Raw genomic sequence first — 19,184 nt, 5'->3', positions numbered from 1 at the left:
TCTTTCAGTGTTCAACGGTTGGAAGTGGGCGCGTGGCGCTCAGTTGCTCAGGTAGGCCAGAAGGTCGTGGCGCGTCAGGATGCCCACCGGGGCCCCAACGAACGTGACCATGACAGTATCGACGTCGGACAAGAGCTCGCGTGCCGCGGAGATGGTCTCCAGGGATCCAATAACGGGCAGGCGCTCCCCCATGTGTTCGGCAATCTTGTCCGTGAGTTTGGCTTCGCCACGAAACAGCTTGGTGGTGAGGCTGCGTTCATCGACTGCGCCGAGGACCTCGCCCATGACCACCGGCGGTTCCTGCGAGAGGACCGGGATGTGTGAGACGCCGAACTCATTCATGATGTTGATGACGTCGCGAACACTCTCGTTCGGGTGGATGTGGACTAGGTCCGGCATCTCGCCTGTCTTGGACTTCAGCACCTCGCCCACGGATGACTCTTCGCCGCCGGAGAGGAAGCCGTAGGAGCGCATCCACTGATCGTTGAAGATCTTGGCAAGGTAGCCGCGGCCCGAATCGGGGAGGATCACCACGACGACGGCCGACTCGTCCAGGTCCTTGGCCGCCTCCAGGGCAGCGACCACGGCCATGCCGGAGGAGCCGCCCACCAGGAGGCCCTCTTCGCGTGCAAGGCGGCGGGTCATGGCGAATGAATCAGCGTCGGATACTGCAATGACCTGGTCCGGCACGGTCTTGTCGTAGTTGGCGGGCCACATGTCCTCGCCAACGCCCTCCACGAAATAGGGGCGTCCCGAACCGCCTGAGTACACAGAACCTTCCGGGTCCGCGCCGATCACCTTGACCCTGCCGCCGTCGGACCCGGGCCTGCCTGCCGATACTTCCTTGAGGAAGCGGCCCGTGCCCGTGATGGTGCCGCCCGTTCCGGCGCCGATGACGACGTGCGTCACCTTGCCGTCAGTGTCGCGCCAGATCTCCGGTCCTGTTGACTCGAAGTGGCTGTCCGGGGCTGCTGGATTGGAGAACTGGTCCGGCTTGAAGGCACCGGGAATTTCCTTGACCAGGCGATCTGAGACGCCGTAGTAGCTTTGCGGGCTGTCGGGGGCAACAGCCGTGGGCGTCACCACGACCTCCGCCCCGTACGCGGCCAAGACCGCCCGCTTGTCCTCGCCCACCTTGTCCGGAACCACGAAAACGCACTTGTAGCCCTTCTGCTGGGCTACAAGCGCCAAGCCGACTCCGGTGTTGCCCGACGTCGGTTCAACAATGGTCCCGCCCGGCTGCAGCCGCCCGTCCTTTTCCGCTTCTTCGATCATCTTCACGGCGATGCGGTCCTTGATGGATCCACCGGGATTGACGTACTCGAGCTTGACCAGGACGGTGGCTTTGATCCCGTCCGTTACATGGTTGAGCTTGATGAGCGGCGTGTTGCCAATGAGTTCCAACACGGACTGGGCGTACTTCATAGGTACAAAGTTACCGCCTGCCCGTAGCCCGCCCCGCCGTGCCTCACTTGCGGAGCATCACTTCCCGGCGGAGGAGTCGGTTTGCCAGAGGCCCAGGATGTTGCCCTCGGTGTCCTTGAAGTAGGCGTACCAGCCCATCCCGGGGACGGCGTCCCTACCCTGGACGATGGAGCCACCGGCGGATTCCACTTGGCCGAGGGCAGCATCCACATCGTCCACATCGATGGTGAGGATGGGATTTTTCAGGCTGTCCGTGCGTGGAAACAGCGCACCATTGATGGCTCCGGGTTCGCTGGGCCTGCCCGTCTCTTCATCAGACGGAGTAGTGATGGCGATCGTGTAATCCATTTCCTGCATAGGGCTGAGATTCCAGCCAAAAGCACTTTGGTAAAAAGTGTTGGCCCTCTCGTTGTCATCCGTGGGAATCTCGAAATGCACTATTCCGGCCATGGTTCGTGCTCCTGGAATTTGGGGTTCGGACGCGGCCCACCCGCGCCACATCAGGGAGTCTAGACCCGTGAAGCAGCCGCCGTAAGAGGCTCACAGGAGTGAATTGTCAGCCAGCCGTGGGACCATGAAAACATGACCATCGCAGACGCTCCGCCCCTTGTTGCGGCCGCGGCAGACGCTTCCATACGATGGCACCCCGGCGCCTCTTACAGGCTCGACCAAACCATGTTTCCCCTGATGCGTGGCAACGCCGACCCCTCTTTCGCGGCCCATCCCACTGGTTTCTGGATTGCCTTCACCACTCCCTCAGGCGCTGTCACCCTGCGGCTCTCTGCGGGTGGACTGGGCGAGGATACGTTCGTTGACGCCCAGGCGTGGGGGCCCGGTGCGGAGGAGGCCATTTCCAGCGTTCCCCGGCTACTCGGCGCCGACGATGACTGGTCCGCTTTCGATGAACCCGGCTTCCATGCAACCCTGCCGCGCCTGGTTACCGAAGCACGACGCCGGAACCTGGCCCTGCGGCTGCCCTCCACCGGGCGGCTGGTTGACTCGCTGGTGCCCACCATTCTGGAGCAAAAGGTCACCACCTTGGAGGCAAGGCGTGGCTACCGGTACTTGATGTACCGCTTCGGAACCAAAGCCCCCGGCAGTATGGCTCCGCCAGGGCTCCTCGTGCCTCCCACCGCGCGGCAATGGTTGGCCATTCCGTCCTGGGAGTGGCACAAGGCGGGAGTCGGGCCACAACGCTCGGCGACAGTGATGCGGGCGCTGCAATCCGCCGTCGCGCTTGAACGCTTGGCTGGGTTGGACCCAGCCCGGGCCGGAGCCAAACTGCAGACTATTCCCGGCATCGGCGTCTGGACTGCCGCGGAAGTGGTCCAACGTACGCACGGCTGCCCGGATTCGATCTCCGTGGGCGACTACCATCTGGCGTCGTTCGTGGGCTATGCGCTGCTGGGACGGAAAATTGACGACGCCGGCATGCTGGAACTGCTGGAACCTTGGCGGGGACAGAGGCAGCGGCTGGTCCGCATGCTTTACCTGAGCGGGTTCCGCAAACCAACCTTCGGCCCACGCATGACCGTCCAGGACCACCGCGCCCACTGACCTTCTAAAGCAACGCGGGGTCACTTACGGCCCATGTTTGCCCTCACCATGGGCCGTAAGTGACCCCGCGTTGGGTCATACCCTCTTGATCCTGGAGATCACCCCGGCGAAGCCTTCGGCAAGGTCGTCTGCATTGACTTTGAAGTAAGACCACCCCGCTCTGAGGAATGCCTCGTCGCGCCGGTTGTCCCGGGACTGCTGTTCACGTGTCAGGTGATGGGCGCCGTCGTACTGCACTGCGATTCGAAACCGCCGGTACCCGAGGTCGGCCCTTGGTGATATCGGATCCAGCAGGTCCAACTGCAGTTGTAGTTCAGGTTCGGGAAGGCCGGCATCCCGCATGGCCAGACGAAGGAATGTTTCTGGATACGAGTCCGCGCCCACCCGCATTTCGTCCAGCGCCAGGCGGGCCTTCTCCACCCCTTGGAGGTTGGGGTGCTGCCGAATCAACAGTCGAAGACCAGAAGGGTAAGCATAGGGTTCGGACCGTGATTCGAAGCTTGGTCGAGGGCGACGGATCAGCTGGTCGCCCATCGCAATGACATAGGGAAGAGACAGGTCCTTGGCCAAGTCCAGCCAGGTGCGAGGACGAACTGCAACCGGTATTCCCTCGAAATCCATGACTTCACCGGGGTGGACGCGCACTCTATGCCCCGTCACCCCGGCACGGCGGACCCTCGGGAGGGTATGCGGTTTGCTGAGGTGGATGGCGTCTCCCCCGCCCATCCAAGGGGGAAGCCCCAGCCCGGTCAAGAGGGCAGCAGTCTCGTGCGAAACCCAGGCGCCGGGTGTTGCGGCGGCCAGAACCCGCGCGCGTTCCAGCAGTTCAATCTCACGTCCCGTTGGCAGATGAATCAGCCGACCGCCGTCGGAAAGGTCCTTCGCCCTGAGCCTTTTAGCTGGGATACCGAGCTCCCGGGACTCGTACGTCGTGAAGGCACGGTACTGGAGTTCGTCGGGCAGAGGGTTGATACGGACCATGCATTCCAGTGTGTCGGCTTGGAACTGTCAGCACGGGGTTATCCACAGCCCGGATACCGATGACAGCAACGCGGAGTCACTTACGGCCCATAAACGTCGTCAACATGGGCCGTAAGTGACCCCGCGTTGCATTTAGAGGTGGAGGCGGGACACGGCTTCCTGGCGCATATCTACTTTCCGGACCTTGCCCGAGACGGTCATCGGGAAGCTCTCGCGGACATCCACGTATCGCGGAATTTTGTAGTGCGCCAGCTTGCCCCTGCAGTACTCGGCGATGTCCTCGGCGGTCAGGGTTTCCGCCCCCGGTTTGAGGATGATGCAGGCCATGAGCTCCTCCCCGTATTTGGCATCCGGAACACCGATTACCTGCACGTCCTGGATGGACGGATGCAGATACAGGAACTCCTCGATCTCCCGGGGATAAATGTTCTCGCCGCCACGGATCACCATGTCCTTAATCCGGCCTTCGATCACCAGATACCCGTCCTCGTCCATTCGGGCGAGGTCGCCCGTGTGCATCCAGCCTTCAGGGTCAATGGCCTCGGACGTCTTGTCCGGCTGGCCCCAGTAACCCTGCATCACCGCGTAGCCGCGCGTGCACAGCTCGCCGATGACACCGCGCTCCACCACTTCACCCGTACCCGGATCCACGATCCGGCTCTCAAGGTGCGGCATGGTCCTGCCCACCGTGCTGGTCCGATGTTCCAAAGTGTCCCCCGCCCGGGTCATGGTGGATACCGGCGAAGTCTCGGTCATGCCGTAGCAAATGGCCACGTCCACCATGTGCATCTCATCGATGACCCGGCGCATCACCTCCATGGGACACAGCGACCCCGCCATGACGCCCGTCCTGAGCGTAGAGAGATCGAACGTGGCGAAGTCGGGCAGCGCGAGCTCGGCAATGAACATGGTGGGCACGCCATAAAGCGATGTGCCGCCAAAGTCCTGCACGGCTTCCAACGCCGCGGATGGGTTGAATCCCCTGCTTGGGATGATGGTTGCCGCCCCGAAGCTCAGGGCATTCAGGTTTCCGATCACCATTCCGAAGCAGTGGTAGAACGGGACCGGAATCACCACGCGGTCATGTTCCGTATATCCCAGGAGGCGGCCGATCGAATGGCCGTTGCCGATCGAATGGCCGTTGTTGAGGATGTTGTGGTGCGTGAGGGTTGCACCTTTCGGGAAGCCCGTGGTGCCCGAAGTGTATTGAAGGTTGATGGGATCGTGCGGACCCAGTTCGGCCATGCGGTCCCGTAATGCAGAAGGCCCGACGCCGTCCGCCCGGGTCAGGAGCTCGGCGTACGTCAGTTCGTGGCCGGCCTCGGGGACACCCGCCGAGAGGCCCGCAACCGGGTCCCCGGGGAGGAAGACGATCTCCCTGAGTTCGGGGCACGTACCGGCAGTCTCCCTGGCCATGCCCACGTAATCGCTGTTCTTATCTGAGGGCGCAGCCACGAGCATCCGCATGCCGTTCTGCTTCACCACGAACTCCAGTTCGTGTCTGCGATAAGCCGGGTTGACGTTGACGAGCACGGCCCCGATCTTTGCCGTGGCGTACTGCAGGATGGTCCACTCGGCACAGTTCGGGCTCCAGATGCCGATGCGCTCGCCTTTCTCCACGCCTTGGGCGAGGAGCGCGCGGGCGAGGTGATCGACGTCGTCGTTAAGCTTTTCGTAGCTCCACCGACGGGCGTCCCCGCCGGGTGTGGCAGCTGCTTCGATCAGGGCGTCCCTGAGCGGAAACTGCGCTGCGATGCGTTCAAAATTGGCACCGATGGTCTCTTCGAGCAGCGGGACGTCAGTGTCTCCGGCGGTGTAGGACAACATGACCGAACGCTACCAAGACAGTCCGCGCAACAGAACCGTAAAGTGGACAATCGGCTCCGTGTCCTCCCGGTAGGGTTGGATCCATGAGTGCACCCATCGACCTGCAGGCCACGTTCATCCCCAACGACGGCGAATTCTTCCGCGTGAAGCTCGCCTTGGAAATCGCGATCGACGAGGTCGTCAACGAGCCCGGCTGCATCCGTTATGAACTGACCGAAGCCACTGAGGAGAAGCTGGTGCTCACAGAGCGCTGGGAGTCTGAGGAGGCCTTGGAGAAGCACTCCAAGGGCATTGCCGTCCAGGACCTGAACGAGTCCCTCAGCGCCCTGCTTGCCGAGCCGGTCAAGCTCGAACGGCTCTAATCTCTCCCAGCACCAGCTCAGCGAAACCGCTGCAAAACTGCGGGAACGCCTTAAAGCATCGAGGCCGCCGGAACTCTCCGGCGGCCTCGATGTGCTTCCGGCGATTTCGCCGGGTTGGTACTAGCTTTCCTGGGCCTCGGCACGTGCCTTGGCCACGTGGGCGTGGACTTCTTCCATGTCCAGGCCCTTCACGGCCTCAATGACCTGCTCCAGCTGCGGGCCGTTGAGGGCACCCGGCTGCGAGAAGACAAGCACTTTCTCACGGAATGCCATGAGCGTCGGGATAGACGTAATCCCGGCTTCGGCGGCGAGCTGCTGCTCAGCCTCGGTGTCCACTTTCGCGAAGACCACGTCCGGGTGCTTCTCAGAAGCTGCCCCATAAGTGGGCGCAAACTGGCGGCACGGGGCGCACCAGGCAGCCCAGAAATCCACCAGGACAATGTCATTGCCTTCGATGGTCGATGCGAACTGTTCTCCAGTGATGTCAACTGTAGCCATGTTTCCACGGTACGCGACCCCGCTCGCTAAGTCCCGTGGAGAGGGGCGATGTTCGCTTCACGCGTCACCGGGAATAAACTGCTACTTGCCCAGAACGTACTTGAGCGCGGACGCGTAGAGCGGAGCCACCTTGTTGTGTCCGGTTTGGTTCATGTGCACATCATCCAGATAGTTCCAGGTGGCCCCGGCGATAGTTGCTGTGCCGGCCATCGAGATACGGGGCCAGCCCCGGACAGCGGCTTCGCGGGTCAAGAGCCCGTCCACCCATCGACGTTGGAAATGGCTGGCGTCATAGCGGGAGAGAACCCCGGTGATAAGGATCGTGCTGCGGGGATATTTGCGGCGCAGTTCATCCCACAGCCGGTTGGCTTGGGACAGGATCGCGGCATCGGTGGCAAAAATCCGGGCGTCGTTTCCGCCAAGTGTGACCACCACCAGCCCTGGGTTCCCTTGGGGCAAAAGGATCCGATCCAGGAGTACGGCATCCGTCGCTGAATTGCCACCGACCGCGGGGCTCCCCGAAACGTATCCGATCCCACCGACGCTCCGGACCACCTGGCGGGTATAGCCAGCGGCTCGGGCACCCTGTTCGCCCCATGAGTCAAGGTCCAGCTGCGAGTCGCCAAGGAAGACCACTGTGGAGGCGTCCACTGCTTCGGCTGAATACAACTCCTGCGTGGAATCGTTCCAGATGGTTTCCAACTTTTGGAAGGCCACGTGGGAGCCCCTGGCATCGGACCAGGTATCGCGCACTGGCCAGCCGAACTCGCCCGGATTGATGGACCACACTTTGTACGTCGGGTGCCCTACGATCCGTGCTCCCGTGGCCGGCCCCCAGACAAGCCAGCCGTTGACGAACTGCTGCACCAGTCCCCCGGCACGAGGCAGTTTGTCCGTGAGGGGCAAGCCCAATTGTCCGGCAGCTCCACCCAGGGAGACGTAGCGGTTGTGGACGTCACCATGGGTGGTTGAATGCGCACCCGTTGCCGCCGACCAATAGACCGTGCCGCCCTGGAAGAGTTGGTAGACGAAGTCGTTTTGCCGGTATTCCTCGCTGACCGGATACCCCAAGGCACCGTTCTGGCCTCCAGTCGCGGACCAGTAGCTACGGATAGCTCCCGTCAAGGCCCTCGCGCCGGTGGCGGGCGACCAGATGATGGTTGCGCGCTGGTACTGCTGTGCGGAGCCACCGTTGCGCAGGCCGGTCGCTTCATCCGACGTGGGATAGCCAAATTCGCCGCTTTCCAGCCCCGATTGGCGCCAGCGCTCACGTATGGCTCCCATGGAGGGATGCGCCCCAGTTTCAGGGGACCACACGACAAAGCCGCGCTCGAAGAGTTGGTAGGCACCGCCGTCGGGCAGTCCTGTGCGTTCGCTGCCAGCCGGGTACCCGAGGAAACCAGTCTCAAAACCCGCTCTCCCCCACGCCAAGTGGATGGACCCTGTTGCGCGTTGGGCTCCAGTGGCTGCCGAGTAGCTGATCGCTCCTCGTTCGAAGAGTTGCTTGGAACCACCGTTACGCAGGCCGCTGACTGTGTCTGTTGTGGGATAGCCGTGATAGCCCGCGGGGCCATCGGCTTCCCACCATGCGTTGCGGACTGGTCCATTGACCACCACCCGCGCTCCCGTGCGGGCCGACCAAGCGATATCGCCACCGAGGAACCGTTGCACGCAGCCGGTGCTGGAGCATTCCTCAGCTGCCGTGGGCCGGATCAGCACGCTTCGCGCCCAGGTGCTCGTGCTGTAAAGCTGCCCGATGGCACCCGTAACGGGAGGGGTGGAAGTCTCAAGCTGGATGCTCGCCGACGGCACGGCTTGCACCGGTACCGAGGTTCCGAGCTGGCCAAGGACCAACAGCAGCGCCGCCACTGATCCGGCGATTTTGCTTTTCTTCAAGGACGAAGCCGACCCTGCACAACCCACTTATCTACCCCTGCATCTTCGGACCCATGGGCCCCGTCACTGCTCCCCCACGAAGACAGTGAAGCCAGTATCTTCGACGCCGGGACTTCATGCAGCGACGACTCAACGTTCGGTGTCACATCGTTATGTTCGCGGCCTCTTGATCGCGATTGAACAAGTGTTTAGTGTATGAAACATGCGTTTAACCGCAGAGGATTTAACCACCCGGGCGCGCATTCGCGATGCCGCAATCGGGCTGTTCGGCCGCGATGGTTTCGGCCCTGCCACCGTCCGGGCGGTCGCCTCTGCGGCGGGGGTCAGCCCCGGCTTGGTGATCCACCATTTCGGCAGCAAGGCAGGTCTGCGCGAAGCATGCGACCAGCATGTCCTTGCGCAGACCGCCAGCCAGGGCAAGGAGAAAACCGACCCCGCCACTACACGTCAATTGATCCAGGACTACCTCAACCATCCGGACCAGTACGCCGATGAGATCGCCTACATTCGGCGCTCCCTGGGGGACGAATCCGAGGCTGGCGACGCATTCTTCGACGCCGTTGTGCGCCAGACGCAGGACGTTATCGAGGCCGGGATCGCCGCCGGCACCATCCGCGAATTCGACGACGTCCGGTCCACCGCCGTCGTCGTCGCCTCAAACAGCCTCTCCATGCTCATGCTCGGCAGGCACCTCTCACGGGCGCTGGGAGCGGACGTAATAGAACCGCACGGCATAGGACCGGAACTGCTGCGGCAACTGACCGTCCCCGCGCTGGACATCTACACCAACGGCTTCTATGCGGATTCGCGATTCCTGGATGCGGCCCGCGACGCCCTGCAACAAGACACCAACAACCAAGGAAGGGAGCATGCCCCGTGACCCAGGCAATCGTCGTCGAAGGGTTGCGCAAGAAGTTCGGCCAGCGCGAGGTCCTCCACGGACTCGATTTCGCCGTCGAACCGGGAACGGTCTTCGGCGTTATTGGACCGAATGGAGCGGGCAAAACCACCACCATGCGCTGCCTGCTGGATATCATCCGGCCAAGCGCGGGAACCATTTCAGTGTTGGGGCGGGATCCACGCCGCGCCGGAACCGGGCTGCGCCGAAGGATCGGTTATCTCCCGGGCGAACTTCACTTGGAGAACCGAACCACGGGCCGGCGCATGCTTGAACACTTCGCCGCTATCAGCGGCCCGGTAGAGCCCAAGTATGTTAACGAGTTGGCAGAGCGGCTGGATCTGGATTTGGACCGGCAGACCCGCAAGCTCTCCAAGGGGAACAAGCAGAAGCTCGGCCTGCTGCAGGCATTTATGCACCGCCCCGAGCTCCTGGTGCTCGATGAACCAACCAGCGGCCTGGATCCCCTGGTCCAACAGGAGTTCCATGCACTGGTCCGCGAAGTGGTGGACGGCGGCGCAACGGTCTTCCTCAGCTCACACGTCCTGAGCGAGGTCCAGCAGGCCGCCGACACCGTAGCTATCCTCCGCGATGGCGGCATCGTGACAATCTCCACTGTTGAGGCCTTGCGGAACGCGGCTGTACGGCAGTTGCGGTTCAACGCGGCCGGCGCGGAAGCGAACGACGTCGGCGCGCTGCTGGCGCGAGTGCCTGGCGTCGCCAACGTTGTGCTGCGGGAGCTTCCCGGCGACGGCGCAGCGGAAGCCGCCGTCGAAGCAACGGCGACACTTTCCGGTCAGGTCCAGCCACTGGTGCAGGAGCTGGCTCGGCTGAACCTCAAAGACCTCGTCCTGGAGGAACCGGATTTGGAGGAGGCCGTGTTGACTCTCTACACGGGGCACTATGTGGGGAACGGAAATGGACACAAATCCGCGAGCCACACGGAAGGAGCGCACCATGCCTAGGTTCCTCCCCCTCTTCACCAAAGCCTTGACAGACTCGTGGCGGTCCACCCTCGCGTGGGCCTTGGGACTGACGGGCGCAATCATGCTGTACCTGCCCCTTTATCCGTCCATCGGGGGCAGCGCGCAAATGCAGCAAATGATCGACGCACTCCCACAAGAGATGACCAAAGCCCTGAACTATGACCAGATAGCCACCGGACCTGGTTATACACAGGCCACCATGTTCGGCCTGATCGGTTTCCTGCTGATGTCCATGGCATCCGTAGGCTGGGGCGCGGCTGCAGTGGGCGGGGACGAAGAATCGGGGCTGCTGGAATTGACCCTTGCCCATAGCGTGACCCGAATCCAGGTGGTCCTTGAACGAGCCCTGGCACTCGTGGTGCGCGTCGGGATCCTTTCGGCCTTGGTCTTCCTGCTGGTGCTGGTGCTGAACGGGCCCTCGAAACTGGACATCGACGTCGGGCATCTCTTCGGTGCGGTAGTGCTGTTTGCCGCTTTGGCACTGCTAAGTGGAACAGCGGCGCTGTGCGTGGGTGCGCTGACGGGGCGGAAGGTCTATGCAATTGCTGCTGGTGCGGCCGTCGCCGTCCTCGGCTATGTCTTCAACGCTGTTGGGAGGCAAAGCCCCGACGTCGACTGGCTGCTGAACCTTTCGCCGTACCACTGGGCGTACGGCAATTCACCGGTAACGAACGGCGCTGATTGGGGAGCGGCTGCAGGCTTACTTGGTATCTCCGCGGCGCTTATCGCCCTGGGCGCGGTTGCGCTTCAGCGGCGGGACGTAGGTGTTTGAGCTCCCCTAGGCCCACAAATGCGGAGCTGGCCGGCGTGCTCCTGGGAGCGCATTGTTTTCCCGCCACTCATGGATCCACTCCGGTAATTCCAGATCAGCCGGTGGCGCGCCGAACTCAGCAATGATCTCCTCCTGCGTCACTGGCTTCCCCTTGCTTACCAGGCGGGTTGCGATGTGGGCGCGTGCGTAAATCTCGCCGTCCACCACCATGCGCTGCTCAAAGTAGATAGCTTTGGTGTCCAGTCCGATGATGCGTGTTTCGATGGTGTAGCGCTGCCAGAGTTGCAATGACTTGCGGAAAGCGATGGTCTCTCCGGCCGCAACGGGGCTCCAACCGCGTCTACGCATCTTTTTCCAGATACCGCTCCGAACCATGAGGTCGAAACGGCCAAGGTCCATCAAGGAGAAATACATACCGTTGTTCACATGCATCGCGATGTCGATGTCCGTCGGCAGAACCCGCAGGGGCAGCGAGGACGCCTCCCAAGCACCCAAGGGTGAACGCTTGGATGAAGTGAACAGCAGCATGAGGGTGCGAAGAAGCAAATGCATGCGAGCAATGTTACTTGCGAGTAACTTCCGAGGGAATAGGCGGACCGCATGGTGGACATGCTGCAGGCGCCGCGGTAGTACATCCGGGGCTTTATGTCCAACGATTGCACAAACGTTTACCGCCAGTTCATCCATCCCGTGCACAATATCTGAAACCCGGAAACACCGACTCACACCCAGGGAGATCCCTTTGAGCACACTGCAAACCACCAAGCCGCACGCCGACGTCTGGCCCGACCTCGCCCGGCACCAGGACGTCGTGCTCCGGGACGCCCGGGGCAACCGCATCGAAGGAACCATCGATGGCATGACCGATGACCGCAGCACACTCTGGGTTCAGCTCAAGGGCGGTTTGGGCCGGCAACTGGTTCACCACATGGACGGATACTGGCTGGAGACGCCCAACGTCTGATCCGTTTTTCAGTGGCGTGGTTGCTGCTGTGGCTAGGATTCCCGTATGACTCAAGCGCGATACCGGGACCTCGTCGAATGGCCCTTGATGGCGACCGCACTGATTTTCCTCGCGGCATATGCCTGGCAGGTCATAGGACGGGTAGACGGCGCGGCAGGCCTTCCCTTCGAAATAATCCTCTGGATTACCTGGGGGATCTTCGCGCTGGACTACTTCGCCAACCTTTGGCTGGCCGAGGATCCAAGGCGATGGTTCATCTGGAACCTGCATGAGCTCCTCATCGTGGTGCTCCCCTTCTTCCGGCCACTCCGACTCCTTCGGCTAGTCACTCTCCTGTCCGTACTGCAACGCACCGTGGGAGAAACCCTGCGCGGACGCGTCGCCACATATGTTGCCGGCTCAGCCGCCATGTTGGTGCTTATCGGCGCCTTGGCAGTGCTTGATGTGGAACAGAATGCCCCGGACGCCAAGATCCTCACCTTCGGCGACGCTGCATGGTGGGCCATCACCACCATCACCACAGTCGGCTACGGAGACCTCTACCCCGTCACCCCCATCGGCAGGATCGTGGCGGCAGCGCTCATGATGAGCGGGATTGCCGTCCTGGGTATCGTGACGGCCTCCATTGCCTCGTGGCTGGTGCAACGAATCGAGGAAAACGCAGAAGACGTGGCTGCCGCCGCGGAAACCAAAGCAGCAGCCGCCGAAGAACCGGTCCGCGCTGAGTTGGCAGACCTTGTCACTGAAATTGCAGCGCTGCGGCGTGAGATCGCCGAGCTTCGGGAGAGCGCGGTTGCTGGGCGTGACACTGGCACGGAGTCAACGGCCAGCTGAGAAGTCCCGGAATCGTTCGAATTCCCCTCCGCACAACGGTGAGTTCAGCGAACAAGAGCGGGAGCCGCGGGTTCCCTGGCCCCGCATTCCTGACGCGTGTACCCTCGAACGCGAAAAATCCCCGGAACCTGTTGGTTCCGGGGATTTCCCTTTGGGTGGCAGATGAGGGATTCGAACCCCCGTAGGCGTTGCCAGCTGATTTACAGTCAGCCCCCTTTGGCCGCTCGGGTAATCTGCCGAACTTCAAAAGAAGATCACTTCCGGAGACCGTTTCTTTTCGATCCGGTAACCGAAGGCAGAGACAACCTTACAGAACTTCCGGCCAAGAATCTAATCGAGGGCAGACACGCCCGAATGGCCTGTATTTCAGGCTTCTCCGAGGATCCGGCCAGCCAGTTTCGCTTCAAACTTTTCAGCTTGCTCAGCCGTGATTTGGTTAAGCTCCACAGCCCGCTGCAAATCCGCATGCACCCCGTCCATACGCGAAGCCGCATCCGGCACCGGACTCAGGACGATCGACGCCGCCACGGTCACCGCTGCCACCGCACTCGCCGCGGCTGCGGCCGCCGTACCGATCGAACCAGCCGCCGCGGATGCGGACTTCGTGACGTAGTGGACGGCTTTGTGGCTCATGCTTACCTCCGGGGGTGGGCTCTTCCAACTGGTACAACTCTCAAACATCCACCTCGGTTCCAACCAAGCATGTGCTGTGAGCGAACTGTGAGAGTTATCCACGGCCCCATCCCGCTCCTTCCGTACTAGGCTGGATGGCAGACAAACCGCCCTTACCGGGCCCCCAACCTAAGGAGAGTCATGGCAGGCGAATCAACGTTCGACGTCGTCAGCAAGGTAGACAAGCAAGAGGTCGCCAACGCGCTCAACCAGTCCCAGAAGGAAATCGCCCAGCGCTATGACTTCAAGGGAGTCGGCGCAGAGATTGACTTCAGCGGCGAAAAGATCCTGATGAAGGCCAACTCGGAGGATCGTGTCCTCGCCGTCCTGGACGTCTTCCAGTCCAAGCTCATCAAGCGTGGCATCTCACTGAAGTCCCTGGACCAGGGCGAGCCTTACCCGTCCGGCAAGGAATTCCGGCTGGAGTGCACCATCAAGGAGGGCATCGCGCAGGACATCGCCAAGAAGATCAACAAGATCATCCGCGACGAAGCCCCCAAGTCCGTCAAGTCCCAGATCCAGGGCGACGAGCTTCGCGTCACCTCCAAGTCCCGCGATGACCTGCAGGAAACCATGAACATCCTCAAGAAGTTCGAAGAGGCAGACCTGCAGTTCGTGAACTTCCGCAGCTAGGCTGCCGACGCTGGACCGTCAGCGTCATAAAAGCCGGGGTCCGGCGCCACTCAGGGCGCTGGGCCCCGGTTTTTTGGCGCTATGCCCCGGTTTTTTGCTGTGCCCCGGTTTTTGCGGCCTGGCTACATCGATTATCGTAATGGCCGGGGCATTAGGGCACAAACTTTTTGCGTAATCACCCCATGGCAGTATTCTTCTTCATTAGGCAAGCCTAAGTATGGCTCCCCTGAGTGAAAGAAACGCACATGACCGCCAACTTCCTGATAGGCCTGCGTGAAGGCCTCGAGGCCTCGCTCATCGTGGTCCTCTTGATGGCCTACCTCATCAAGACCGGCCGGCAGTCCCTGCTCCCCCGGCTCTGGGCCGGCGTCGGGCTGGCCATCGCCATCTCCCTCGCTTTCGGCGCCCTTCTTACTTTCGGACCGCGGGGCCTCACCTTTGAGGCCCAGGAAGCGATCGGCGGAGGGCTGTCCATTGTTGCCGTGGGACTCGTGACCTGGATGGTCTTCTGGATGGCGCGCACTGCCCGCAGCCTCGGAAGCGACCTCAGGTCCCACGTGGACAAAGCAGCCGACGGCGCCGCATGGGGCCTTGTGCTAGTTGCGGCACTGGCCGTGGGCCGCGAAGGACTCGAAACTGCACTCTTCATTTGGGCGGCAGCGCAAGCCACAGGCGAAACCACGTTCCCCCTCCTTGGTGCCCTGTTTGGCCTCCTGACAGCCGCCGGACTCGGATACCTGCTCCACCGTGGCGTCCTGAAGGTCAACCTGGGCCGCTTCTTCACTTGGACGGGAGTGGGACTCATCGTCATTGCCGGAGGGGTCCTTGCTTATGGCATCCACGATCTCCAGGAAGCCGGCATCCTTCCGGGCCTGCATAGCCTGGCCTTCGACCTCTCAGCCGCCGTCCCGCCGTCGTCCTGGTACGGAACCTTGCTGAAGGGCACTCTGAACTTCTCCCCGGCCACCACCTGGCTGGAAGCTGGAGCATGGCTGTTGTATGTCATCCCCGTCCTGTTCCTGTACATCCGGGCCAACCGTTCCCATCCTCCGGCGGCAGCAGCGAAGACGTCGGCCCCGAACCCGGCAGTCGCCCTGCAGCAGTAATACCCGCAGCCCACCCGACTCGTGGGCATCCCTCGCACCCCGCGCCTTCCCCCAACGCAAAGGACCCCCATGCCTGGCACGTTCCTGTCCCCGTCCATGTCCCCGAAGCTTCGCAGGACCCTCACCGTCATCGGTGTGGCTGCGGCCGTCCCCATGCTTGTGGTGGGCTGCACTGACAATACGAAAACAACCACGGCGGCCAAGGATGGGCCGATCCAGGTCAGCAGCACCGCGAACGAGTGCAAGGTCTCCACAGGTACCGCTCCCAGCGGCAACCTGACGTTTGCCGTGAAGAACGAAGGCACCGAGGTCACCGAGTTCTATCTGCTGGCCGAGGACGGCCTGCGGATCATCGGTGAAGTGGAAAACATCGGCCCGGGAATTACGCGCAACCTTGTAGTTACAGCTCCTGCCGGCAAGTACACCACCGCTTGCAAGCCGGGTATGCAGGGCGACGGCATCCGGGCTTCGTTTGAGGTCACAGAATCGGGAAACAAGCCGAGCGCGGACGCTGATTTCCAAAAGCTCCTCGAGACCGGGTCCCAGCAGTACGCCGCCTATGTCAAGGATCAAACGGAGCAGCTCGTCACGGGCACAAAAGCCTTTGCAGACGCCTTCGCAGCCGGTGACGCCGCCAAGGCCCGTGAGCTCTACGCCGCGACCCGTATGCACTGGGAGCGGATCGAGCCCGTCGCAGAATCGTTTGGCGATCTCGATCCCAAGTTGGATGCACGCGAGGCTGATCTCGAGCCCGGCCAGGAATGGACCGGCTGGCACCGCGCAGAGAAGGACTTGTTCCCGCCTGCGGACTACACCGCCATGACCCCGGCCGAACGTAGCGCGATATCCACCCAGCTGGTTTCAGACACTGCAGACCTCGCAACGCGTACCCGCACAGTGGAGCTGACAGCCGACAAGCTGGGCAACGGCGCCAAGGAGCTCCTCGATGAGGTTGCTACCGGCAAGGTGACGGGTGAGGAAGAGATCTGGTCCCACACCGACCTCTGGGATTTCCAGGCCAATGTGGACGGCGCCCGCATCGCCTTCGAGAGCCTGAAGCCGGCATTGGCTCAAAAAGACGCAGAGCTTGCCAAGTCCTTGGACGAGAAGTTCACAGCCCTCCAGGCCGAGCTCAAGAAGCATGCCAAGGGCGATGGCTTCGCCTACTACAACGAGCTGAGCGAGGATCAGATCCAGCAACTCGCCGCACTGGTCGACTCCTTGGGCGAACCCCTGTCCAAGCTCACGTCGGCCGTCGTGCTGTGAGCGGCTGCCCCTACGGGCACACCGGCGACGCCCCGGAGGCCCCCGGTGCCGGACTGCCGCTGGATGTGAACGGTTCCGCGCGCGCAGGCGAGGCGACCGGCGTCGAACTTTCCACGGGGACGTCCGACGGCGGTGCGTCGGCCACCGCTGGCACCTCCCGCTTGTCGCGCCGCGGCCTCCTTTCCCTTGCCGGAGTGGGCGGCGCTGGAGCAGTCGCTGGTCTGGCCGCAGGTTTCCTGGGCCACGACCTGGTCACAGCCGGTGCTGCATCGGCCGCGGAATCCGACGCAGGGGATGCTGTTGTTCCCTTTTTCGGCGAGCACCAGGCCGGCATTACCACCCCGGCCCAAGACCGCCTGCACATGGCTGCGTTCGACGTCACCACGGAGGACCGGAAAGAGCTGATCAAGCTCCTGAAGGACTGGACTGCTGCGGCTGCGGCCATGACGGCGGGCCGCACTACGGGTGCGACTGGCGCCGTCGATGGCCCTTACGATGCTCCGCCGGAAGATACCGGTGAGGCGCTGGACCTGGCCGCCGCACAATTGACCTTGACCTTCGGTTTCGGCGCGGGGCTGTTTGAGAAGAATGGCAAGGTCCGCTTTGGCTTGGACGGCCGCAGGCCCGAGGCCTTGATCGACCTCCCGCATTTCCCGGGTGACGACCTTCAACCTGGCCGCACCGGAGGCGACATCGTGGTCCAGGCATGCGCCGACGACCCCCAAGTAGCCGTACACGCCATCCGTAACCTCGCGCGCATCGGTTTCGGAAAGGTGCGAGTCCGCTGGTCCCAATTGGGCTTTGGCCGCACGTCCTCCACGTCCCGTGCGCAGGTGACGCCCCGCAACCTCTTTGGCTTCAAGGACGGCACCAACAACCTCAAGGTTGAGGACAACGCCCTCCTCGATGAGCATGTCTGGGTAGGCTCCCCCGCTTCACCGAATGAAGAGTGGATGAGGGGCGGCAGCTACCTTGTGGCGCGCAGGATCCAGATGCATATCGAGATCTGGGACCGGACGTCCCTGCGTGAACAGGAAGGCCTGATCGGCCGGACGAAGGGCGTAGGAGCGCCGTTGTCCGGTGGCGAAGAGTTCACGGCGCCCGATTTCAAGCTCGCGGGCCGCGACGGTGACCCGCTCATTCCCTTGGACTCGCACGTCCGGCTGGCCCACCCCGACCAGAATGGGGGTGTGCGGATGCTTCGCCGTGGCTACAACTTCACCGACGGCTCAGACGGACTCGGGCATCTGGACGCGGGATTGTTCTTCATCGCGTTCGTGAAGGATCCACGGACCCACTACGTTCCGATGCAGCTGGCGCTGGCCAAGGGCGATACCTTGTCCGTGGAATACCTGAAACACACGGGCTCCGGGCTTTTTGCCGTGCCTCCGGGGACCCAGCAGGGCGGCTTCATCGGCGAAGGACTTTTCGCCTAGGCTGATTCATCTATTACGTTGCGAACCCGCTATCCCGTTGTTGGCCAACCACGGAATAGCGGGTTCACGACGTTTTAGGCGTTGAGTAAGCCGCGTCCTTAGGAAAGCGGCCGCCCAGCCATCCGTTCAAGCCTGCTGATGCGCTCCTGCATAGGCGGGTGCGTGGAGAACAAACGCCGCATGCCACCGCCACGGAAGGGGTTGGCGATCATGAGGTGGGAGGCATTCACAAGCCGTTGGTCCTGTGGGAGCGGAAGCTGGGAGACGCCCGATTCGATCTTGCGCAGCGCCGAGGCGAGCGCCAGTGGGTCGCCGGTCAGCTCGGCACCATCCTCGTCGGCGTCGTACTCGCGGGTGCGGGAGATCGCCATCTGGATCAGCGAGGCCGCGAACGGCGCCAGCAGCGCCATGGCGATCATCGCGATCGGGTTGGCGTTGCGCCGATCCCCGCCGCCGAAGAACAACAACATCTGCCCCACGGACGTGATCACGCCCGCAACGGCAGCCGCCACGGAAGACGTCAGGATGTCACGGTTGTACACGTGCATAAGCTCATGGCCCAGGACGCCCCGGAGTTCGCGGGCGTCAAGGACATGCAGGATTCCCTCTGTGCAGCAAACAGCGGCGTTCTTGGGGCTGCGCCCGGTAGCGAAGGCGTTCGGCGTCATGGTGGGCGAGAGGTAAATCCGCGGCATGGGCTTGTTTGCCCGCACGGAAAGCTCCCGGACAATCTGGTACAGCTGCGGGGCTTGTGCTTCCGTGACCGGATAGGCCGCCATGGAGCGGATGGCGATCTTGTCGCTGTTCCAGTATCCGTAGGCAGTAGTGGCTACCCCGATCAGGGCAAAGATCCAGATGGGCGTGGTGCTGCGCGTGCCGGCCCCGATGATGGCGCCCAAACCCAACAGCACCGCCCACAGCACACCGAAAAGCGCCGCGGTCTTGAGTCCATTGTTGTGTTTGTGCACGGTTGTTCTTCCACTCTCGTTGGCTCGTGAACAGTTCTGTATCGATTAACGCCGACGGCGGTCGCCGTGTTCCGCAGCACGCCTGGGCTGCGTCGCCCCGCTC

At 62.5% G+C, this 19,184-nt stretch carries 20 protein-coding genes and 1 tRNA gene; 11 read left to right on the top strand and 10 right to left on the bottom strand.

All coding sequences use genetic code 11. The annotated features are described in order from the left end of the window. Positions 1–39: 39 nt before the first annotated feature. Both ACFX4T_RS02450 and ACFX4T_RS02445 read right to left on the bottom strand, forming a co-directional pair. Positions 40–1,425 (bottom strand): cystathionine beta-synthase, encoded by a 1,386-nt coding sequence (locus ACFX4T_RS02450; protein WP_377650679.1) that lies wholly within the window; start codon positions 1,423–1,425, stop codon positions 40–42. A 57-nt stretch (positions 1,426–1,482) separates the two neighbouring features. Next, complete coding sequence (locus ACFX4T_RS02445; protein WP_216925020.1) at positions 1,483–1,875, bottom strand: VOC family protein; 393 nt, start codon at positions 1,873–1,875, stop codon at positions 1,483–1,485. 132 nt (positions 1,876–2,007) lie between these two features. Here ACFX4T_RS02445 and ACFX4T_RS02440 point away from each other — a divergent pair, with 132 nt between their 5' ends. Then, entirely contained in the window at positions 2,008–2,982 is a 975-nt protein-coding gene (locus ACFX4T_RS02440; protein WP_377650678.1) for a DNA-3-methyladenine glycosylase family protein, read from the top strand. Between the two features lie 75 nt (positions 2,983–3,057). Here ACFX4T_RS02440 and ACFX4T_RS02435 read toward each other — a convergent pair whose 3' ends face one another. Together ACFX4T_RS02435 and ACFX4T_RS02430 are read right to left on the bottom strand one after the other, a co-directional pair. Then, complete coding sequence (locus tag ACFX4T_RS02435) at positions 3,058–3,963, bottom strand: endonuclease domain-containing protein (protein WP_377650677.1); 906 nt, start codon at positions 3,961–3,963, stop codon at positions 3,058–3,060. Positions 3,964–4,095: 132 nt separating this feature from the next. Then, positions 4,096–5,790 (bottom strand): AMP-binding protein, encoded by a 1,695-nt coding sequence (locus ACFX4T_RS02430; RefSeq protein WP_377650676.1) that lies wholly within the window; start codon positions 5,788–5,790, stop codon positions 4,096–4,098. Positions 5,791–5,873: 83 nt separating this feature from the next. Here ACFX4T_RS02430 and ACFX4T_RS02425 point away from each other — a divergent pair, with 83 nt between their 5' ends. Continuing rightward, entirely contained in the window at positions 5,874–6,152 is a 279-nt protein-coding gene (locus ACFX4T_RS02425; RefSeq protein WP_216925016.1) for a putative quinol monooxygenase, read from the top strand. Between the two features lie 120 nt (positions 6,153–6,272). Here ACFX4T_RS02425 and ACFX4T_RS02420 read toward each other — a convergent pair whose 3' ends face one another. Then, positions 6,273–6,650, bottom strand: a complete 378-nt coding sequence (locus ACFX4T_RS02420) for a co-chaperone YbbN (RefSeq protein WP_223946614.1) — start codon at positions 6,648–6,650, stop codon at positions 6,273–6,275. An 81-nt stretch (positions 6,651–6,731) separates the two neighbouring features. Beyond that, positions 6,732–8,546, bottom strand: a complete 1,815-nt coding sequence (locus ACFX4T_RS02415) for a GDSL-type esterase/lipase family protein (RefSeq protein ID WP_377650675.1) — start codon at positions 8,544–8,546, stop codon at positions 6,732–6,734. Between the two features lie 202 nt (positions 8,547–8,748). Here ACFX4T_RS02415 and ACFX4T_RS02410 point away from each other — a divergent pair, with 202 nt between their 5' ends. The 3 genes from ACFX4T_RS02410 to ACFX4T_RS02400 are packed head-to-tail and all read left to right on the top strand — an operon-like array spanning position 8,749 to position 11,202. Continuing rightward, positions 8,749–9,426 (top strand): TetR family transcriptional regulator, encoded by a 678-nt coding sequence (locus ACFX4T_RS02410; RefSeq protein ID WP_216925013.1) that lies wholly within the window; start codon positions 8,749–8,751, stop codon positions 9,424–9,426. Continuing rightward, positions 9,423–10,409, top strand: a complete 987-nt coding sequence (locus ACFX4T_RS02405) for an ABC transporter ATP-binding protein (RefSeq protein ID WP_377650674.1) — start codon at positions 9,423–9,425, stop codon at positions 10,407–10,409. Before ACFX4T_RS02410 ends, ACFX4T_RS02405 begins: the two co-directional genes overlap by 4 nt. Further along, positions 10,402–11,202 (top strand): ABC transporter permease subunit, encoded by an 801-nt coding sequence (locus tag ACFX4T_RS02400; protein WP_377650673.1) that lies wholly within the window; start codon positions 10,402–10,404, stop codon positions 11,200–11,202. The genes ACFX4T_RS02405 and ACFX4T_RS02400 overlap by 8 nt, the downstream gene beginning before the upstream one ends. A 6-nt stretch (positions 11,203–11,208) precedes the next feature. On the opposite strand, the gene ACFX4T_RS02395 is transcribed toward ACFX4T_RS02400, so the two are convergent. Then, positions 11,209–11,754: a thioesterase family protein gene (locus ACFX4T_RS02395; RefSeq protein WP_216925010.1), complete on the bottom strand. Its 546-nt coding sequence runs from the start codon at positions 11,752–11,754 to the stop codon at positions 11,209–11,211. 190 nt (positions 11,755–11,944) lie between these two features. Here ACFX4T_RS02395 and ACFX4T_RS02390 point away from each other — a divergent pair, with 190 nt between their 5' ends. Further along, on the top strand, positions 11,945–12,166 hold the full coding sequence (locus tag ACFX4T_RS02390) for a hypothetical protein (protein ID WP_377650672.1): 222 nt from the start codon (positions 11,945–11,947) through the stop codon (positions 12,164–12,166). A 45-nt stretch (positions 12,167–12,211) separates the two neighbouring features. Next, the gene (locus ACFX4T_RS02385) at positions 12,212–13,000 is read left to right on the top strand and encodes a potassium channel family protein (protein WP_377650671.1); all 789 of its coding nucleotides are present in this window, start codon (positions 12,212–12,214) and stop codon (positions 12,998–13,000) included. 156 nt (positions 13,001–13,156) lie between these two features. On the opposite strand, the gene ACFX4T_RS02380 is transcribed toward ACFX4T_RS02385, so the two are convergent. Both ACFX4T_RS02380 and ACFX4T_RS02375 read right to left on the bottom strand, forming a co-directional pair. Further along, positions 13,157–13,238: transfer RNA gene (locus tag ACFX4T_RS02380), tRNA-Tyr, on the bottom strand. 128 nt (positions 13,239–13,366) lie between these two features. Next, positions 13,367–13,633, bottom strand: a complete 267-nt coding sequence (locus ACFX4T_RS02375) for a hypothetical protein (RefSeq protein WP_216925007.1) — start codon at positions 13,631–13,633, stop codon at positions 13,367–13,369. A 180-nt stretch (positions 13,634–13,813) separates the two neighbouring features. On the opposite strand from ACFX4T_RS02375, the gene ACFX4T_RS02370 reads away from it, so the two are divergent. The 4 genes from ACFX4T_RS02370 to efeB all read left to right on the top strand — a co-directional run bounded on the left by ACFX4T_RS02370 (position 13,814) and on the right by efeB (position 18,113). Continuing rightward, a complete protein-coding gene (locus ACFX4T_RS02370; protein ID WP_018776783.1) occupies positions 13,814–14,305 on the top strand; it encodes a YajQ family cyclic di-GMP-binding protein in 492 nt (163 codons plus the stop codon). Between the two features lie 245 nt (positions 14,306–14,550). Further along, positions 14,551–15,411 (top strand): iron uptake transporter permease EfeU, encoded by an 861-nt coding sequence (gene efeU, locus ACFX4T_RS02365; protein WP_223946621.1) that lies wholly within the window; start codon positions 14,551–14,553, stop codon positions 15,409–15,411. A 69-nt stretch (positions 15,412–15,480) separates the two neighbouring features. Further along, positions 15,481–16,677, top strand: coding sequence for an iron uptake system protein EfeO (gene efeO / locus ACFX4T_RS02360; protein ID WP_223946622.1), 1,197 nt, complete (start codon positions 15,481–15,483; stop codon positions 16,675–16,677). Further along, a complete protein-coding gene (gene efeB / locus ACFX4T_RS02355; RefSeq protein WP_223946623.1) occupies positions 16,674–18,113 on the top strand; it encodes an iron uptake transporter deferrochelatase/peroxidase subunit in 1,440 nt (479 codons plus the stop codon). Before efeO ends, efeB begins: the two co-directional genes overlap by 4 nt. A 98-nt stretch (positions 18,114–18,211) precedes the next feature. Here the strand turns inward: efeB and htpX are convergent, their stop codons facing one another. Continuing rightward, positions 18,212–19,081, bottom strand: coding sequence for a zinc metalloprotease HtpX (gene htpX / locus ACFX4T_RS02350; protein WP_223946624.1), 870 nt, complete (start codon positions 19,079–19,081; stop codon positions 18,212–18,214). Positions 19,082–19,184: the final 103 nt, after the last annotated feature.

Origin of the sequence: Paenarthrobacter sp. YIM B13468 (assembly GCF_042788025.1) — a bacterium.
GTDB lineage: Bacteria > Actinomycetota > Actinomycetes > Actinomycetales > Micrococcaceae > Arthrobacter > Arthrobacter aromaticivorans.
The sequence above is the reverse complement of the archived record's forward strand: the minus strand, read 5'-3'. Positions and strand labels throughout refer to the sequence as shown.

Coding starts and splice junctions, on each gene's coding strand:
- ACFX4T_RS02450 (WP_377650679.1), bottom strand. CDS start 1,425: ATGAAGTACGCCCAGTCCGTGTTGGAACTCATTGGCAACACGCCGCTC.
- ACFX4T_RS02385 (WP_377650671.1), top strand. CDS start 12,212: ATGACTCAAGCGCGATACCGGGACCTCGTCGAATGGCCCTTGATGGCG.
- ACFX4T_RS02410 (WP_216925013.1), top strand. CDS start 8,749: ATGCGTTTAACCGCAGAGGATTTAACCACCCGGGCGCGCATTCGCGAT.
- efeO (WP_223946622.1), top strand. CDS start 15,481: ATGCCTGGCACGTTCCTGTCCCCGTCCATGTCCCCGAAGCTTCGCAGG.
- ACFX4T_RS02430 (WP_377650676.1), bottom strand. CDS start 5,790: ATGTTGTCCTACACCGCCGGAGACACTGACGTCCCGCTGCTCGAAGAG.
- ACFX4T_RS02395 (WP_216925010.1), bottom strand. CDS start 11,754: ATGCATTTGCTTCTTCGCACCCTCATGCTGCTGTTCACTTCATCCAAG.
- ACFX4T_RS02435 (WP_377650677.1), bottom strand. CDS start 3,963: ATGGTCCGTATCAACCCTCTGCCCGACGAACTCCAGTACCGTGCCTTC.
- ACFX4T_RS02370 (WP_018776783.1), top strand. CDS start 13,814: ATGGCAGGCGAATCAACGTTCGACGTCGTCAGCAAGGTAGACAAGCAA.
- ACFX4T_RS02420 (WP_223946614.1), bottom strand. CDS start 6,650: ATGGCTACAGTTGACATCACTGGAGAACAGTTCGCATCGACCATCGAA.
- ACFX4T_RS02445 (WP_216925020.1), bottom strand. CDS start 1,875: ATGGCCGGAATAGTGCATTTCGAGATTCCCACGGATGACAACGAGAGG.
- efeU (WP_223946621.1), top strand. CDS start 14,551: ATGACCGCCAACTTCCTGATAGGCCTGCGTGAAGGCCTCGAGGCCTCG.
- ACFX4T_RS02440 (WP_377650678.1), top strand. CDS start 2,008: ATGACCATCGCAGACGCTCCGCCCCTTGTTGCGGCCGCGGCAGACGCT.
- ACFX4T_RS02375 (WP_216925007.1), bottom strand. CDS start 13,633: ATGAGCCACAAAGCCGTCCACTACGTCACGAAGTCCGCATCCGCGGCG.
- ACFX4T_RS02425 (WP_216925016.1), top strand. CDS start 5,874: ATGAGTGCACCCATCGACCTGCAGGCCACGTTCATCCCCAACGACGGC.
- ACFX4T_RS02400 (WP_377650673.1), top strand. CDS start 10,402: ATGCCTAGGTTCCTCCCCCTCTTCACCAAAGCCTTGACAGACTCGTGG.